Raw genomic sequence first — 18898 nt, 5'->3', positions numbered from 1 at the left:
ACAAAATTTACATTATCGCCTGAGGTCAGTAAGAGATTTTGTTCAGATTTACTCTCGGCAATACGAGCCAAGACCGTAATGGTATCGAAAACAGCTAAATAATCCCGAAAATAATTATAGTCGTAAACGTATTTATCATAGATTTTTCCATTATAGTGAATGAATTGATGATCGGTAACTAAAAGTAAATGTGCCATGTTATAAAATATCATAAAAAATGTTAAACCAAATATTACAATCGTACATCTCGATTATGAGCGATGGTTCGGCTTTATAGCCTTCTTTATAAATCTTTGTAATCATTTCTTCTGCTTTCTCATAATCGTAAGGATCAATAAGAAAATCATAATAGCTTTGGGGTATACATTCTCTTATGGGTTTTATATTACTAGCCACAATCGGCTTTCCACATGCCATTGCCTCAATCAGGGCATTAGGGTTGCCTTCAGTAACAGAAGGGAAATAAAAGCAATTAATGGTATTGAAAAACTCAATAGCGGGGGAATGGTTCTCAAGTATCAATACTTTATCTGAGAAGGCGCTGTTGGTAAATATTCTTTCAGAAGCAGCTTTAACCCCACTGCCGCATAAGAGAAAATATATTTTTTTGTTGTTGCATGCTAATGCCCTGGCTACCTTAAAGATTGTATCATGATTTTTTGACGCGTCGTACCTTCCTAGGTGCCCCACGACAAATGCATCTGCAGGAATTTTGAGTTCAGAGCGTAGGCTTTTGATAGAGCAGTTAAACTGTTTGTAATCCAGTCCGTTATATACTATTCTATACCTTTGTTCATTGCTGTAAAAGTTTGGGAAGTAATATTCCCTCCCGGATTTTGAATTAAAAAGTATTGCTGAAGCATAGCGCTGCACCAATCCCTTTGCTAGCCTGTCGTAAAAATTCCTGACAAGTGAGGGGCTGTACCTTCGTGAGGCATTTCTGTAAAAAGTTATACGATTAGCAATTCCGGCAATACTGGCTAATGCTACAATCGGGCCTGCCATATTACCTGAAAAGTCACATAAAGAATAATTTCGATGTTTCTGCAGGAACTTAAATATCCTACAGAAATCAAAAATGCTGGCATATCCAATTTTATTTATAATCACCGTAACGTTACCAATATTTAGAAACTGGTCATGCAGTATACCGTTTCTGCCGCTTTTCACATAGATGTATACGTGGTTAAAACTTTGCTTTTTGAATGTTAAAAACCGCAAAAGGTAATTTTCTATACCTCCCTGACCTAATGAGTTGATAAAAAAAATAGTATTTTTCATTATTATCTGCTGCTTATTAGGGTTGTGATTAGTAAGTTTTCACTTGAAATGAGGCTTTTTGAAAGGTTGTTCCTCATCACAACGATATTAAAACAAAACCCAATGAAATATAAACCCAACAAAATCCGTGTAGCATAGCTTTTTAGGTAGACATGCTGTTCCCGCACATATAATAAGGCAAATAAGAATTTTATGATTATTATGTATCTTATAAATACAGTAGGTACACAGAACATTAGATTGACGTAGGATATCATCAGTAGTACCAAATTTCTAAATTTACTGCTTTTCCTATAGGTAATAATCAGATAGATATAGGCAAAATATATCCATAACGAAGAAAATACAACACTATATAAGGAATTTTCAGATCCTTGGTTAAACCGCTTCAAGACTGTGTCCTCTCCGGCCAGATAAATTTGAGTCTTGTTATTATAAACCTCAATAGGATTTAAATACGCTATTATGCTTATCAGCGAAGTTTTTGAGATAAGTAAGAAAGAGAGTGAGCAATAGAAGATCCACTTGTAACTGTTCTTGTTTGGGAAAATGCTATTGACAACGAGTATAAGGCCGAATACCATCAGGCTAAAATGCGTACAGACTGATACGATAACTAAAAGTGCTCCAATAGTATATTTCTTCTTATCCAGGTACAGATAGGCCCACATAAGTGTGGCCGAACCAAAATAGAATTTTATACCAGAGAACAGGTCGGGTAAAGAAAGTGATAGTATAGCAAAAAGTAGGTAAAGGCTGTAGTTTTCTGGTATAGTTTTCGCTTTATGGGTAAAGAGCCAAAGCCATGAAAAGACCGTATAAGTGGTAATTCCCAGAAAAAAGGTATTAGAGTTTATACCCATTTTTGCAAAAGTGAATAAAAATAGGTGCAATATAAAGTCCGGCCTGAAGGTGCGCCTTAAATAATTAACGAAGCCATCAAAATCATAGTTTAAGAAAGTCTCATACATAAGCTGGTATTTTGCTTTGTCATTGGTTATCCCTGGGATATACAGATAGCTGATGAAACCAAAGAGAAATGCTAAATACAGCACACTCTCACTTTTGCGCTGCCTGATACCGGAAAGCAGTATGGGCAGATATAAAAAAGGGCTGCTGAAGAAAAGAATGGTATTTTCCAAACGGGGAATGCTGCGATTGCCGGATTTGTAAGTATGCATATTCTAGTTAAGGTAGGATTTATAGCTCTTGTCCATTATGATACTGACCTTTTCCCTTAAGGTCTTGGCCTTGTCTACGTCTTTGTCACTTCCGGCATTTGACAGCAGATCTGTAATATAGCTGTCATAGCTTTTGATATATCTGGCGGGGTTTCCACCAACAACCGATCCGCTTCTTATCGATTTGGTTACGACACTTCCGGCTGCAACTATAACATTGTCTTCTATTTTTACCCCCGGCATTATAATGGAATGTGCACCAATCATGACATTGCTTCCAATTGTGATCCTTTTATACACATATCTACGGCCCTTCATATCATTGGCCAGCCATGCAGCCCCGTCGTGGGTTATAAACAGTACATCCCGTGAAACGGTTACTTTTGAGCCTATCGTAATGAGCCAAGGCTCTGTACTAAAAGAACGGGTATAAATCCTACATTCATTTCCTATACTTACCCCAAGCCTTCTCGCATAATCCAACGGGCTTTTGCAATACTTGTAATAAAGGGTAATCAATTTATTGATCAAATTCATAGGAAGAGGTTTTGATGTTTTTAGAGAATATAAAGTAAAACCCACAAAGTGCTGGGATACAGGCCAGCTGGTAGGCTTTGTTGTTTATTATATTTTGCATTCCCATAAGCGTAAAAAGAGCAATCAGCATTGATGAGAATAGTATTACCTTACCGGTAAAAAAGAAAATATGGTTTAGATTGTGGTCCAGAATTTTCCTTGCAAGTATCAGATTTACCGTAGCGCCCAGAAGATTATTTACGATTATGGCCATTATTAGCAGTTCGATGTTTTTTTGCATTATCGCAATTAATATCATCACGCCCTGAAATATCTTTTTAGCAATCTCAACATTCAGCAGTATTCTGGTTTTATCATAAATCTTAAATACAAGCCGGATTATAAGGTCAATATAAAGAAAGAAGGAGCCAATAGTGAGAAGTTTTATGTAATATACCGATCCCTCCCATTTTTCCCCAAAAAGCGTTACAATTACAAATTCCGCATTGATAAAGAGGAAGGTCGATAAGAAACCAAGCAAGAGGGTTGTATGGTCAAGAACCCTCGTAAATAAGGTAATGAACTTATTCATGTCGTCCTGTATCCTTGAAAGACGTGCATAAAATACATTTTGGGTCAGCATATTAATCAGGTTGCAGGGGACATCCTGTAATTTTTTGGCCTGATAATAATAGCCAACTTGTACAAATGAGAAATAACGGGCCATAACAAACTGAAATATATTCTCATACAGTGCGATTAGCAATGATGAGAATGTGGTATTTACGCCAAATGGATAAAGCTCCTGAAAAGCTTTGTGACTGTAACGGATAGTGATCTTATTTTCTTTTTTTATTATATGGTTAATAATGAGAAACATAGGGTTTGCGATCATGTAAGTTATCACCGACCATATTCCGCCAACAGCGAGGGCAAACACTATGGCTATCACGGAAGCCAAAAGTGCTGCAATAAGGCGTTCGTATGCCCTTTTTTGGAACTGGAGCTCTTTTATCTGATGTACATTTATTGTAAGATAAAATGACTGTAAAAGTATCACTACACCCGAGGCATTTATAAGGTATTTCATATCGGCCTTGCCATAGAGCGATCCATAAAATGGGGAGAAGACCAATAGTAGAATTTGTATAGCCAGGGCAACTCTAACGTTTACAGCTAATACAGTAGCGTATTCCACCTCTCCGGCATTCTTTTTTCGGACTAAAGCACCTGAAAGGCCGCAATCACAAAGAACACTACCAATTGATACCAACATCGCTAAGACGGCCACCATACCAAAATCTTCCGGTGTAAGCAGCCTTGCAAATAAAATGTTGGTAAAAAAATTTATAAATATGGTTCCCCCGTGCCCGACTATAGACCATATAATGTTGTTTATAAAACCGTTATTGATGTAGCTTTTAAAGAATTTCATCCACGCAGATCTTTAAGAAACCCTTTACATCGTAAATTACATGTCTCTGGCTGAGCAGTTCCTTTATATTAATCGTCAGGAAAACCTCATGTGCAACCGCCAGTATGATAGCATCGTATTTTTTGCCAGTCAGGTCTTCCTCGAGCTTTAAAGAATATTGTGTCCAGAAATCCGTAGCATTGGCTAAGGGATCGAAGAAATAGGGTTTGGTACCGAAGCTCTCTAGGGCGCGAAACACGTCAACCACTTTGCTGTTCCTTACATCCGGGCAGTTTTCTTTAAAAGTTGCTCCAAGTATTAATATTCTGGAATCCAACACCTGTATTTTTTTGCCAATCATAAGTTTAACCACTCTGGTAGCGATATATTCACCCATACTCTCATTTACCCTACGTCCGGCGAGTATTATTTCGGGCATATGACCAAGTTTTTGTGACTGATATGCCAAGTAGTAAGGGTCGACGCCAATGCAATGGCCACCAACGAGCCCCGGAGAGAATTTCTGGAAATTCCATTTTGTAGCAGCAGCTTCCAGTACCTCATTGGTATCAATGCCAATTTTGTTAAAGATCTTAGCCAGTTCATTTACAAATGCAATATTAAGGTCGCGCTGTGTATTTTCTATCACTTTTGCAGCTTCAGCCACTTTTATAGAAGAAACCCTATGTGTTCCCGCCTTAATAACACTTTTGTAAAGATTATCTATGTTTATAGCGGCTTCAGGTGTTGAGCCCGAAGTAACTTTAATAATATTTTCAATTGTATTTTTTTTATCCGAAGGGTTGATACGTTCTGGAGAATATCCCACAAAGAAATCGATATTGTACCTAAGGCCACTTATCTCCTCCAGAAGCGGTACGCAAATCTCTTCTGTAGCGCCGGGATATACTGTCGATTCATAGACAACAGTTGCTCCCTTTTTTATCGAAAGAGCTATGTTTTTTGTAGCTGATACAATTGGAAGCATATCAGGGACATTGTTAGTGTCCACCGGCGTGGGAACTGTTACGATATAAAATGTACAATTTTTCAGGCTTTCAGGGTTGCTACTGAAGTATACGCCTTTCATATCATCATTATCACGTTTGATGATTGACATGAGTTCTTTGCTGGTGAGTTCATTGGTTGAATCTGTAAATGCGTTGAGCTGCATTATTCTATATTTGCTGATGTCAAATCCGACAACAGAAAACTTCTTGCTGAAGGCTTTAGCCAGGGGCAGCCCGACATAGCCTAATCCGATTATAGCGATCTTCATTTATTTGGAATTAATTGTGAACGAAATTATAATGAAATGTATAGGTTTATTATTTAAAATGTTGACTGATGATATATGGACGCCTGCCGTCAATAACTTTGCTTCATCATTGTCGCCAGGTTTTTCCCCTAAGTTTTTTCTGTTGAATTTTACTTAGCCAACACATTAGAAAACCCTGTTTTTTTTCGGTTTTCTGATAGCCATTGTAGTATGTATCATATTTGACGCCATTTACTTTGTTGGCATAATTAAGTAAATATGCCATATTCTTTATCTTTCCATCTTTGGCCAGGTCATTAGAATACTGGACAATGTCAGTATCAGTATAACCTACCCGCGTCAAGTATATGGTCAGGTTAGCCAGATCGCTGATCAGGAATGTGTCGTTGATGTAGACTGTTGGAGGACAGTCAATAATGATGTAATCGTATATTTTTTTAAGTTCCTGCACAAGATCTTTAAATTTGCCGTTAGAGAGTAGTTGTGATGGATTTGGCGGTATTACTCCTGGGAATATGATATCCAGGTTATTAAAATTTGTGCTATCCTTTTTTATAAGAGTATCCGCTTCCAGCGACTTGGAATTAAGATAATTTGATAATCCAAAACCATTATAGCTGATACCCAGTTCTTCTTCAATTTTGGGTCTGCGAAGATCGGCTCCAATGAGCAGGACTTTCTTGTCATAGCTGGCGTATGCAAAGGCAATATTCTTAGAAGTGAAGGTTTTACCTTCACCTGCAATGGATGATGTAACTAAGATTACCGACCCAGCTTCTTGATTATTGTCATCCAAAAGAAAATTAATATTGGTTATCAGGATCCTGAAAAGTTCAGAACTCAGCGAACGATCATTCTTATCGTTAAAAGCACTAATTTCTTCAAGTTTTGGTATATAGCCTAAAAGAGGAATACCGGAATGCTTAAATACGGGATCGGTAAAACTTTTTATTTTTGTTTCGAGAAGATCCTTTAGCTTTAGATAGGCTGTAGGGAGCAGTAAACCCAAAACAAATCCACTTAAGAGATATATTTTTTTATTGGGTTCTATAGGTTGCGGTGTCGTTTCTGCATAATCAATGATTTTTACCGAAGGTGATACCGCTGCATAAGAAATGGATGCTTCTTCTTTTTTTTGTAGCAAAAGCAAGTAAAGATCCTCCTTTGTTTTTTGTTTACGCTCAATTTCTCGTAGTCTTTTTTCGTTGGCGGGTACTTTTTTTACTTTTTCACTTTGTATCCTGTCATTGCTTTTGAGTTGTAACAATTTTACTTTTAATTGCTTTAGATAGGATTCAATGGAAACGTAGATTTCACGGCGTAAGGTTTCGATTTCTTTATCCATAGCAACAATCAGGGGATGCGAAGAACCTGCGGTAAGTGCCGTTTTTGCTTTTTTAAGCAGTGTTTTGTTATAAATAGCGATGAGCCCGTTCAATTCGATATTCTCCAGGCCAATGTTTTCCGGTATCAAACTTTCTGATGGATTATTTCTGGCAGCTTCCATAAGCATGGCTGACAACTGTATTTGTGTTTGGGTATTGAAAACCAGATCTTCAGAGCGGGACTTTTTGTCGATGTATTGGCCTGCATCAGCTTCCAGATAGCTAAGTAATTGGTCTTCTTTATATTCCTTTTTCTGATTATCCACATTAGTCACCTCGTCTCCAAGGTAAAGTAGCCTGCTATTTATAAACTCCAGTGTTTTAGACAATACAATTCGCTTATCGTCCTGAATGTCTTTGTTAAAGATATCCACCATTGCATTGAGTACAGCTTTTGATTTGGCTATATTGTTATCTTTAAGCGTGATTGAAAGAATATCACTGTTCTCACCTACTGCATGTACAGCAATTTTTTGAGAAAGTTCATTTATCGTCTTGTCGGGCGAATTAATGACAGCAATATATGTCTTCTTGCTTAGAGGATATGTACAATCGATATTACGAGCGAATTCGATTTTAATCCCTTGTATCTCAACTATGTTTTTTCTCGAGGTCAGGTTATATTCATCTGCCCCGTCACTCAAGATTATATTACTATCAGTCCAACGGATTTCCAATGTAATTGGTTCTTTAGTATGATTAAATGTTAGAGGCTTTATCCTGAATGGTATGTTCCATACCTCGACGTTTCGAGTTTCGTTTTCTACAAAATACTTAGTGTATAAATTTAAGCTATCCGCAACTTTTCGAAGTAGTCGTTTTGATTTGATTGTCTCTACATTGTTCTCTATGTTTATATTAGAGGTTTTAAAAAGAAAACTGTTAACAGGAAGTTCTGTACCATTATCTTTTTCAATCAACTGTATCTTGGTTTCTGTGAAATATACTGGATTTTTAATTTTAGACAGTATAAAGGAAAGCGCAAGGCAGATAATTAATGAAATGGAAAAAGCTTTCCAATTGTCCAAAATTCTGTCTACCTGTGTTTTAAATTCAGTATTTTTTGGTTTGGTAATTTCCATAGTTACTTTGTCAATAATAGTGCGGAAAGAAGTAGCGAAGCTGCAGATAGCAAAACTGATGTATTTCCTATCAGACCGGCTGATTTAATTTTTGCTTTATTAGGATTTACGATAACTATATCATTCTTTTGAATATAGCCGATTTCGTTATTTAGTACATCGGCTGATGTAAGGTCAAATGTGTAAACTTTTTTTATCCCATCTTCTGTACGTATCAGACGCAGATCCTTCCTGTTAGCGTTTATGGTGAGGTCCCCGGCAGTTCCTAAGGCCTGAAAAAGCGAGAGCCTGCTTTCGCTAAAAGAAAATGTCCCAGGATTTTTAACCTCGCCAAGAATCGTAAATTTTGAATTTAAGATTCTTATAATGATATCACCTTGGAGGAGCTGTCCGTTCTCGTCCAATTTTTGCTTTATCTGCTCTTCAAGTTCTTTGACTGTTTTACCTGTTACCGATAGCTTTCCCAAAAAAGGAAAAATAATATATCCCTTGTCATCAACCAGGTAATTTGTTAGTCTGATAATATCCTGGTTTTGAGATCCTGAAAATTCGGAAATTCCTATATTATAGAATTTTGCCGCCTCAGGGTCTTGCGAAATAACCTTTATACTTAAAATATCGTCTTTATCTATTAACTGGTTTTTAGCAGGTTTTTCGTTGTAAGACGGGGCCGCATTCTGGATGTACAATACGTCTTTTGCGCTTGTGCAGGAAACGGCTAAGCTTCCCAAAAAAAACATGTGTACAAACTTTATTGCATTTTTTATCATAGTATGGTATTTAAAGTATGCTGATAGAAGCAAGTCGTTGACCAAGAAAAATACCAGCACTATCGTCAGCGCTGGTAGGAGATGAATATTGTACATCCAATCAATTACAATAATTATAATTAGTAAAATACTAGTTGCGATATATACATTGATACCGTAGTGATGTGATAAAGTGAGATTATTTGACTTAATTCTCTTTGCTTTGTATACCCTCATTGCTTCCCATCTTCTGGGCAGCAATTTGAAGCACTGCCCGGCTATTCGATATATTGGAAAAGCGACTATAATCAATGGAAGGTATGCTATCATACCAGATTGGTGAATTTTACAGGAGCTATCATTTAATAGGATACACCATATAAAGCCAAACACATAGCTTATGAACAGGTAATTTTTCTTTGAAAGGTAATTTTGCTGGGAAGACAACTCCTTAATGAATAGTGATAATACTAAGCCAACCAAGGCAAAATTCAGTAGGCAGAGTGGGATATTACCCCAATAACAGCTTATTAGTCCTGCAACTATAAAGAAGTTTAAAAATAATAGGCATGGTAAATATTTTATCTTATCAATAACGAAAAAACAGCTTGCTGTTAAAATAAATATAGCGGTATTGCGGACCATTGCGACAGATACAATATGCTGCCCTTTTGGTAATGCTGTGAAAGCCATTGCTATACAAAACAATATACACATTGTTTTGTAGCCTTTAGTTGTGCGGTTAAATTTTAAAATATTAAACGCAATCAAATATGTAAGAAAAAAATTGTAAAATTGACTTATGTTTGTTGTCAGTATAGCTGTGAAAAAAGGTAGTCCCCCCAAAAAAAAGTCACTACCCAAATCCCCAATATTGTCAGACTCTTTGTTATTTCCTATGTAGCTGATTTTACGTCTCCATGATAATATTTTGGGCATTAGCGAGTGATTAAAGTGAAGCGATACCAATACTGTAAATAATATTAGCATTAAATTTTTTAAATAATACATTTCATCCATATCTGTCGGGTAGATCTTATCCGACTTCAAATCTAATGTGATACTTTAATAAGGGTTGATGAGTTTAATAATTGGTAGTAATTGGTTAATAAATGGTAATCTTCAGCTGATTTACATAATTACAGGAAAAGGTACTTTTGACAATTATGACAAGAATGTTATCAGTTATTTATTTCCCCGTTTTTTATGATTACAAATTATCAATTTTATCAACGCTTTCCCCGCGCTCAACACTTAAGATCGGCGCCAGGATTCGAGCATTATCAAAATTGTTAATTCACTATACTAAAAATTTCTAGATGACCGACTTAAATGTCATAGCGCTTTATCTCCAATATCCGGAGGTTAATTATTTTAAGGATTATTTTGGTAAAAGCGACTTGGGAGCTAGTTTTGTCAGCCTTGATAGTGTAGGGGAAATTAAGTCCTATATCAAAGCCGGCTATAATAATGTTGTTATTGTTGATTTTGATTTTAAGTATACAAGGATTTTTGATTTTATTGAGATCAGCCTCCTTAAGGATGTTGTTTTTGTTGTATTGGCCAACCCTGAAGGGTTTAGCAATTATAGTTTTAAAAAAATCCATATCCTCCACCGTCCTTTTTCAGGAAAAAAAATTTCAATTTTATTAGGCTGTATCATCGAATATTTCAAAGAAGAACGTTTTAATAGTGATAGAAGCGAGCTTCGTGACAAAAATGTGCTTTGTATTCCTTCGCTTGACAGGATAGATCTGGTAAAGATTGATGATATACTTTATTGTGCGGCTGATGGTAAATATACTACTTTTCATTTGCTGAGTGGTCAAAAGTTAATTTCCAGCAAAAATATAGGGTTGTATGAAAAAAAGCTTGGAAGCGATTTTTTAAGGGTTCATCATTCCTATCTGGTAAACGGCAAACACATAACTTCGCTAACGAAAAAGAAAGGTTTTTTTTGCGAATTGAGCAACAGCGTGGTAATTCCTGTCTCAAAAAGAAAACAAGGTTGTTTTAATAAATATTTTGACATTAATAGTTTAAAATAATTATTACACTATTCCTTTTGGGCTATTGGAGAATAAAATATCTGCACTAAACACTTTGTTTTACTTAATTTTACTATTAATTCTGCTTACAGTTGGTTGTGGTGGCTGGATAATCTAGAATTTTTTAATGTGATTTATCAGTACACTAACTGTTTATAATACAAATTGGTATTTAGCGAAAGTAATATTCCCTACAGGAGTTCTGGTCTTTGATTTTGGTTAAATTCCTTAATTCTTTATACGGTTTTTTATCCTGTCTATAATATGTATGTGGGCTAATATATAGTTACGCGACCGGACTAGGTAGCAAGGCTAAAACAAGTAATTGAAGATAATAAATCTGATGATGATAATCTTTTTAGGATTTTTTTTAAAGAGTATTTGATGCTCTTATTGTTACGATTAATTTTTAGCCATTACATCAACAGAAAAAAAAGACTGCCTAATCAGGCAGTCCATAAATGGTTCATTTGTTCCTACCCCCATAGTTTTCAAATGAATACATTGCAAATGTATAACTTATAAACAATTAGAAAGGAGGTAATCAATAAGTGGTAACGTTTGAAGACAGTTGATTCTATTTTTGTTAAAATGTTAATTTTCAGTGTGAATTTAAAGATCTATTCAAGTTGTAGTCCAGTCAAAATATTAGTTGTAGATAAAATTGCTGGATCTGCATTAATAACGAACTGCACATCCGTGCCAAGTAGTTTATACAGATGTTTGAAGCTGGATCGATGTCAGCGTCTTCAATGTCCGGATTTAGAAATCAAAGAACATGTTGTTCTCCAAAATTCTCCGAATCAGTTTTTCTGTTATTGAGAATGGTTTGTTTAATGCCTCAACCTGTTGCATATTATGGACATCGGTTCCTGAATAGTCAATAAAACCTTCACTTATGAGGTTCTGTGCCACTTTTTGGGTGCTTTTGCCGTAGTAACCGGTCAGGGAAAGGAGATTGAGCTGGAATTTGCAACCAGCATGTTTTAGTTCTTGGTATACTATTGGGGTTTTGTGATAATACCTGTACCTCTCTGGATGTGCTAAAACAGGTACATACCCGAAATGTTTCAATTTGCGGATTGCTGAGTGCAGGCAAAGTGGGGGCATAGCATAGGAAAGCTCTACAAGTACATGTTTTCCGTCAAGTGTTATTAGGCTATCTTGAGCAATTGATTTTTCAAAGTGTTCATCTATAAGATATTCTGCTGCTGATTTAAGGCTGAAGCCCTCATTGTAATTGCTTTTAAACCTTGAGGTGGTACTTGTGATAATAGACAGGCAATTATCATATACTCCGTGCATAATGTGCGGTGTTGTGATAAATTTTGAAATACCGAATGTTGTAAGCCTTGACAGTATTGCAAGGCTTTCCTCAAAATGCTTCGCGCCGTCATCTAACCCAGGGAGTATGTGGGAATGAATGTCTATATATCCCTCAGGAAATACATCGGTAAGGTTTGTCTTTTTTTTAAATATGAAATGGATCACCTATGCGTTCTTTTTTGTTTTAGATAATAGATAAGACCGTCAGCACGATTAATTGTTATTTTATACAGCTGTAAAGTTATCTGTAATTTCTTTATTTGATAATGGTAGGTTATAAACGGTGCCGATGCGGCAATAAAGGTATCGATTTATTATTTTTTTTAGTTTTTTGGGTTCTTCTCTTCAAAATCGGCTGATGCGGTTGTTTCTCGGTGGCAGCCACTTATGTACTATGCTCTTAAAAGAATTTAATCTTTCATAGTTTTGAGGCTTAGCTGGATTACTAACGTGGATTGTCGAATTCACGAATTAATCAGGCAAATAAACCTCAAAAACCCCAAAAAATGAGACAAATGTTTAAGTCAGTTTTGCTGGCAGCACCGTTTTTTACTGTGCCTTCGATTTTAGCCCAGACAACGGGTACAACCAATCTTAATGTGAACCTTGCAAGTGTCCTTGCGATCGAGGTTAGTGATCCAACGGTTGTCATACAAATGAACACACCTGCGCATTTTTCGTCAGGCAGCACCACAGGAACACTTTCTGATCATCTAAAAGTTACCGCAAATGAAGGGTTTACAGTGACAGTTGAGGCGGCAGGAAACCTTTCAAATGCCGGTGAGGAAATACCGGTTTCAACAGTTGTTGTAAGTTCATCGAGTGGTTCATACCTGGGAGCTTCGGGCAGCACTGCCCCAACAACAAATCCAACATTTCCTTCGTCGGCTCTGGCACTAAGTAGTTCTGCTCCTGTAACGATAATTAGTTGTGCCACAGGTGACCTGCGTGGTTATGATGTAGCCTATAGCATCCCTGCGGCTAATACGCCTTCTTATCTTGATAAGACCCCTGGGGTGTATACGACTTTGCTTACTTACACTATTGTTGCGGACTAACCAATGTTAGGCCCTTTGCACACCTGTAAAGGAAGAAAAGTTATTATGGTAATTGAGGCCTGGTTTTTAAATCGGGCTTTTCGACTGTATAATCTCCCGGCGATAAATGCTTTTTTATTCCTGCTACTGAATCTTCCGTTAAGAGTCGTTTCGCAAATCGGTTTTGCTGAAACGAATGTTAATATTACGATTGCTCAGTTGCAGAGTATTGAAGTCAGTCACTCGTCGGTTAGCATTAATATGAATCAGGCCTCGCATTTTATTACCGGGAGTTCAACAGGTGTCCTCAATGACCATGTGCGGATTGTCAGCTCAACAGCCTACCAGGTTACTGTACAGGCAGATTCGCAATTCTTTTTTTATAACGGCGTTTTATCCACTCTTCCCATTGGGAGCGTGTTGCTTGGCATATCTTCACCTCAGGGATTATCAGGACCCCAGCCAGCTACAGTTGTAATCGTAAGTCCTGAGGTAGATTTGCCCTCACAACCGCTGACAATTATTTCTGCTGCCAGCCAGGGGCTTAACACCAGTTATGCTATGGAATATAAGATACCTGCTAAGAACGCAGTACTTTACTTGAATAGGCCTCCGGGCACCTACAGCTCTTCCATTACCTATACATTGCTGCCTCAATAATTAATTTATACTACCATGAGAATGTACTTATTGCATTTACTCCTATTATTACCCTCTTGGGTTATAGGACAGGCTGGCCTTGCGGTTTCTCCTTCCAGATTATATTATGAAGTTAGTCCCGGAGGAAGTGCAAGACAATTTATTTCAGTAACGAATCCGGGAGAATCACCTCTTGAGGTTGGTGTATCAGTCAATGACTGGTACTATGACCGATTGGGTACCAATCAGATTGCTGCGCCGAACACGCTTGTCCATTCCTGTTCGGACTGGTTACAGATTTTTCCGGGTACATATTTTGTCGTGCCCGCCAAAGGAACTACAGAGGTTGAGGTATCCTTCAAGGTTCCAGTGAATGCTGCATCGGAGCCTCCAGTACATACTGCCATCATTTTTTTTACACAGCTCAATCCTGCCAAGCCGGTGGGTAGTAACGGTGCAGCTATACAGGTTACCGTCAAAAGCGGAGTGAAAATCTATCACAAGCATCAGGGGCATTCCGTCCCTGTTTTAGAAGTTACTAACTTTAAGGGTAATCATGACGCTGATAATAATTTCATTGCCGAGTTGGAATTTGAGAACCAGGGTACTGTATGGGGAGACGGTAAAATAAAATGGGAACTTTTTAACACCGCCGATGCGAGCAGGAAAAATTTGGGGGAGAGCCAGTTTTTTACACTCCCTGGTGACAAAAGGGCTGTGTTGCTAAAATTACCTAAGGATCTTCCTGGCGGCAATTACATACTCTCCGCTGTTATGGCTTTTGGTCAAGACAGTGTTATAAAAGTATCTGAACTCGAGTTTCAATTATGAGATGGATGCTGAAAATATTCTTCTTCTTATTATTTGGTGGAGCTTCTGCCCAGTATTCACTTGGCTCTTATAACAATGGGCAGTCGATTTTTAATACCTATGCGGAATTGATGTCTGGAATGACGTATGTCAATCAGGTTTCCATACCTATTCAGTATTATGGTACCTCAATTGGGGTAAACGAATGGAGGCTTACTGCCCGGCTTACTCAGGATTTTATTAATGATAACAACCCCGCCTATGCTGTTGCAGCTGAATACGCTTATCTACAGTATAATTCACAAAGTAACAGTTCTTCCAATGCTTCTCCTGTCAATGTACCCTTGCAGGCTATAGCGTTAAATAAGTATAGTGAAACTACTCTAATACATTCGAATGTGGGTCTTAACCCACAGTTAAACAGGTTGTTTAGGTATAATCTTTATATCAAAGGCGGAAATCATCTGCTAGCCTGCACCAACGGAATGTATAAATCAGCTTATGAATTCCGTCTATATAAGATAACAGGGCAAACCCAACAGCTCATAGGTTCCTTCACCTCTGTTATGGGGGATGCTCGCTTTCAGATTAATTATGCCGGGAATTTCGGAGACCAGAGCGTCACATTACAAAACGGTGCTCAGCAATTTAATATTTCTTATACAACTGCTGCGGATTATCTCAGCGAACGGTCAGCGGTTATTAACAATGCCTTAAAAATCAAAACATACAATTATCAGTTGGCTGTGCAGGCCTCGGGCGATTTTCAGAGCAGTTTGTCGCCGCAAATACTTCCGTTGTCCGTATTAAAGCTCGATATTTCAGTCAATCAGAGCTACAATGGACTTCAGATACTGACTCCTGTCATTTTAAGTACAACAGCTCAACCGATCGTGTACAGGAACAGTAGCACGCCGCAGGATATTACCTTTAATCTAAAGTTTTATATACCGGCTAACAGCATACAGGCTGTACCTGCCGGAACTTACACTACCAGTGTATTTTTCTTAATTATCCCCAACTAATGTTTTTCAGTAATTATAGCATTTTAACCATCTTGCTACTGATGATTGGTTTTGCCGTTACCGCTCAGGATGCCGAGGTTTCTTTGTCTTTTTCTTCAACGCAGATCGAAGCCAGTGTTACCGGTAGTACGCAGGCCTATGTCAGGGTAAGCAACATTTCCGTAAGTGATATTGAAGGGACTCTTGCAGTTACAGGTAATAGGGAGGATTTTTACATTTCGCTGGATAAGGGGCGGGAAATCTTTTTAAAATCAATGGATAGCGTTTTTATTCCTCTTATTATAAAAGCCCTGCCCAATGCAAAAGCAGGAGGTATTCATTATGCCACAGCGACTTTCCGGCCTAAAAAGGGGAATGTAGCCTCTGCCACTCTTATCATGCATGTAAGGCAAATTAACCAGTTAAGAGCCTTACCTGAGGGCGGTCAGCTTTATTACCAGCCCGAAGATGGAATAGTGTATGTGCCAATGCATATTTACAATGATGGTAACGCAGCCCAAAACCTTACCCTTGCAGGGTACTGCAGCGATTGTCCTTTCAAGGTTTCGACGTCAATACAGGAGGTAGCTATTCCGGCCTTTACAGATACAGTCGTGAGCCATGGAGTTAAAATTGATAAATCCTTTATCAAGAGTGATAATCTTACTATTACCTTAACTACGATTTATAAAGACGGGACCCTGATAAGCAGACATGTTGTAAGGGCTAATGCTGTAAAAAACAAGCACAGGTATACATGGGTCCAGCCTTTCGATGTTGATGCAGAGGCACAGCAAAACCAAGTGTCCGCGAGTACACAATACTCAAGGGGAGTTTTTTCCTATTATCTGTCAGGCAATACGAAAATAAAGGGCCTTGGTGGGGTACTTGAGGCCGCTACCGACATGAGCATTTGGAATGATCATGATTTTTTTCTTCGCAATGCCAAAATCGGATACAGGAATAAGGAATATGGCGGCACATTAGGATCTGTTTCTAGATTTTCAGAACTCAGCCTAATCGGTCGTGGAGCAGATTTTTTTTATAATACCGATGCTAAAAATAAAATAGAAGCAGGCTTGCTTGACAAATCTTTTAGCCTTTCTGACCCAATAAAATCATCATCGGGAAAATCTCTGTGGTTGTCGCTTTTCCATAATACGGGGTCGTCGTGTCTTGGCGGGTATGACGTTGAAGCGTTATATGATTATGACAGCCGTCTGGGAGCAAGAAAATATATTGTTTCGGGCGCTCTATCGATTTGTCGCAAAGACTACCTGAATTTAAGGGGTGCGATGGCTGTTAGCGGACAATCACCGGGTTATGATATGAATTTTTTCAAAGGAGGGTCTCTGGAGTTGGAGGGCAGTGGTAAAGCAGGTAGGTTTTCCTACACAAGTGCAACTTATTACAGTTCTCCTTATTTCTCTGGTATCCGCAGCGGTGTAATAAATACTAACCAACGGATAACTATGTCGGGTGACAACTTTAATCTTTGGTATGCTTTCAGTTATTTGTCGGTACTATCCAAGTCAATATATGGATTTGAGGATGGATCGAGTTTTTTTACTGTCCGCCACGATGCCGGCTGTTCCGCAGTATTTGGATGGTTAACGGTGGCTTTGGCTCCCTATCTTTATAGGGAAAAGCGCAGTGTTTTGCTAGGTAACGGCGTTGTTGGGTCGTATTCATTATCGGCTGCCCGGGTTAACTTACAGTTAAATTATCAGAATCTTCAGGCGGAACAAAACTTTCGATTATCTCTCGAAGCAGGCAGGTTCAGCTCAACCAGCTTTGATATGCCTAGATTCCACTACCGGCTTAATGGTACAGGTAATTGGAGTATACTCAGTTTGTACATTTCGTATCAGTACAATAATTTCTATGTAGGGGAGGCTATAAATGCTGGAGTATTAAATAGCAGTGATACCTACAGTCAGTTTACCATACTGCCTGCCATTTCATATAAGTTTTTTAACAACAGGCTGCAGCTGAGTGGAGGTGCGGCTTACAATAATATTAGTAATGCCTTGAAAACACTACAGCTAAGCTTGCGAACAGAATATTCCCTCACCGATGATTTTAGTGTTTTCGCAGCTAAGCAGTACAGCGAAAGCGGAGGGGATTATCAGGCATTGACTACATTTCAGCTAGGTCTTGTCAAGCGTTTTAAGACTATTGAAACTGCGAGATCCTATAAGCTTACCGTGCAACTACTTTTTAATGGAAGTAATAATATCCCAGCAACTGCTGCAGCTGGCGAAATTGTTATTATAGGGGATAATGTCTTTAGGACTGACGGAAACGGAACGATTGTCTATAAGTCGCTTCCGCCGGGCAACTACACCATTCAGGTTTTAGGTGGCAATGGCTGGTATGCACCTAAACGGACACTATTTATTGATAGTGACACGAAAGAGACGATATTTTTAAACAGTATGTCTACAATACGAGGCAAGCTTAAGTATTTGCTAAGTGAGAACAGTTATGAAATATCTCATAAAAATAATGGCATAACAGTACATGCTATAGGTAAGGATGGAGAGCTTTACAGCACTAAAACTGATGAAAGCGGCAACTTCAGGCTGTTTGTACCTGCTGGGGACTACCTGTTAACCCCCGAAGGCAAAGATCTTTCAAAATATGTTGATTATAAAGGTGTTATGTTGCATTTGGGCGACACACAGGTCATGGAGGCTAATATTTTACTAAAAATACGAGAACGGCAGATCGAGACAAAAAAATTTAGCGCTATAGGATTTTCTGCTAAAAAATAGCATTATTAGCGTTTCATTTGTGGTAAAAGGTACAATAGAGACTAGTTAATGTGTTGCAACCGGTCCTGCTTCAGATACAGAAGAGAGCGTACGGATATTAAAATAACAACTTTTAATGAATTTGTCTGGTTTTATTCAGTTGTTGATTAAAAGTGTATGCTTATTTATTTTTCAGAATTTATTTATAACTCACTTTCTAAATTCGCCTGATATACTATAACAGTGTGAAAAAAAAATCCTAAAGGCAAATCTTATCTAATTCACTTAATAGGAAAGTTAGTTAAAACAGGTGGCTATGTGATATTCATTAAGGAATTGTAAGTATTTTAAATACTTACGCCATAAGAAAATGGTATGATAAAACCATAAC

13 protein-coding genes are annotated in these 18898 nt (G+C 37.9%); 6 read left to right on the top strand and 7 right to left on the bottom strand.

Going from position 1 to position 18898, the window contains the following annotated elements; all coding sequences use genetic code 11:
- Positions 1-198: 198 nt before the first annotated feature.
- From DEU42_RS08640 to DEU42_RS08610, 6 genes are all read right to left on the bottom strand, one after another.
- Positions 199-1281, bottom strand: coding sequence for a glycosyltransferase (locus DEU42_RS08640; protein WP_114757891.1), 1083 nt, complete (start codon positions 1279-1281; stop codon positions 199-201).
- Between the two features lie 1184 nt (positions 1282-2465).
- On the bottom strand, positions 2466-2999 hold the full coding sequence (locus tag DEU42_RS08630) for an acyltransferase (RefSeq protein ID WP_114757889.1): 534 nt from the start codon (positions 2997-2999) through the stop codon (positions 2466-2468).
- Positions 2983-4413, bottom strand: coding sequence for an oligosaccharide flippase family protein (locus tag DEU42_RS08625; RefSeq protein WP_114757888.1), 1431 nt, complete (start codon positions 4411-4413; stop codon positions 2983-2985). Before DEU42_RS08625 ends, DEU42_RS08630 begins: the two co-directional genes overlap by 17 nt.
- Positions 4400-5671, bottom strand: a complete 1272-nt coding sequence (locus tag DEU42_RS08620) for a nucleotide sugar dehydrogenase (RefSeq protein ID WP_114757887.1) — start codon at positions 5669-5671, stop codon at positions 4400-4402. The genes DEU42_RS08625 and DEU42_RS08620 overlap by 14 nt, the downstream gene beginning before the upstream one ends.
- 106 nt (positions 5672-5777) lie before the next feature.
- Positions 5778-8138 (bottom strand): GumC family protein, encoded by a 2361-nt coding sequence (locus DEU42_RS08615; RefSeq protein WP_114757886.1) that lies wholly within the window; start codon positions 8136-8138, stop codon positions 5778-5780.
- Between the two features lie 2 nt (positions 8139-8140).
- Positions 8141-9826 carry a polysaccharide biosynthesis/export family protein gene (locus DEU42_RS08610; RefSeq protein ID WP_158537863.1) on the bottom strand — a complete coding sequence of 562 codons (1686 nt, stop codon included), beginning with the start codon at positions 9824-9826 and terminating at the stop codon, positions 8141-8143.
- A gap of 380 nt (positions 9827-10206) precedes the next feature.
- Here DEU42_RS08610 and DEU42_RS08605 point away from each other — a divergent pair, with 380 nt between their 5' ends.
- On the top strand, positions 10207-10935 hold the full coding sequence (locus DEU42_RS08605) for a LytR/AlgR family response regulator transcription factor (protein ID WP_114757884.1): 729 nt from the start codon (positions 10207-10209) through the stop codon (positions 10933-10935).
- Positions 10936-11697: 762 nt separating this feature from the next.
- Here the strand turns inward: DEU42_RS08605 and DEU42_RS08600 are convergent.
- Positions 11698-12426: a tyrosine-protein phosphatase gene (locus tag DEU42_RS08600; protein ID WP_114757883.1), complete on the bottom strand. Its 729-nt coding sequence runs from the start codon at positions 12424-12426 to the stop codon at positions 11698-11700.
- Positions 12427-12767: 341 nt separating this feature from the next.
- Here DEU42_RS08600 and DEU42_RS08595 point away from each other — a divergent pair, with 341 nt between their 5' ends.
- Genes DEU42_RS08595 through DEU42_RS08575 form a run of 5 tightly spaced genes read left to right on the top strand, consistent with a single transcriptional unit; the run spans position 12768 to position 18528 of the window.
- Complete coding sequence (locus DEU42_RS08595; protein ID WP_233506645.1) at positions 12768-13319, top strand: hypothetical protein; 552 nt, start codon at positions 12768-12770, stop codon at positions 13317-13319.
- 3 nt (positions 13320-13322) lie between these two features.
- Positions 13323-13958, top strand: coding sequence for a hypothetical protein (locus DEU42_RS08590; RefSeq protein ID WP_114757881.1), 636 nt, complete (start codon positions 13323-13325; stop codon positions 13956-13958).
- Positions 13959-13973: 15 nt separating this feature from the next.
- Positions 13974-14768 (top strand): hypothetical protein, encoded by a 795-nt coding sequence (locus DEU42_RS08585; protein WP_147278089.1) that lies wholly within the window; start codon positions 13974-13976, stop codon positions 14766-14768.
- A 5-nt stretch (positions 14769-14773) separates the two neighbouring features.
- Positions 14774-15772 (top strand): hypothetical protein, encoded by a 999-nt coding sequence (locus tag DEU42_RS08580; protein ID WP_147278088.1) that lies wholly within the window; start codon positions 14774-14776, stop codon positions 15770-15772.
- Complete coding sequence (locus DEU42_RS08575) at positions 15772-18528, top strand: carboxypeptidase-like regulatory domain-containing protein (RefSeq protein WP_147278087.1); 2757 nt, start codon at positions 15772-15774, stop codon at positions 18526-18528. The genes DEU42_RS08580 and DEU42_RS08575 overlap by 1 nt, the downstream gene beginning before the upstream one ends.
- Positions 18529-18898: the final 370 nt, after the last annotated feature.

Source organism: Flavobacterium sp. AG291, assembly GCF_003350375.1.
GTDB lineage: Bacteria > Bacteroidota > Bacteroidia > Flavobacteriales > Flavobacteriaceae > Flavobacterium > Flavobacterium suzhouense.
The sequence above is the reverse complement of the archived record's forward strand: the minus strand, read 5'-3'. Positions and strand labels throughout refer to the sequence as shown.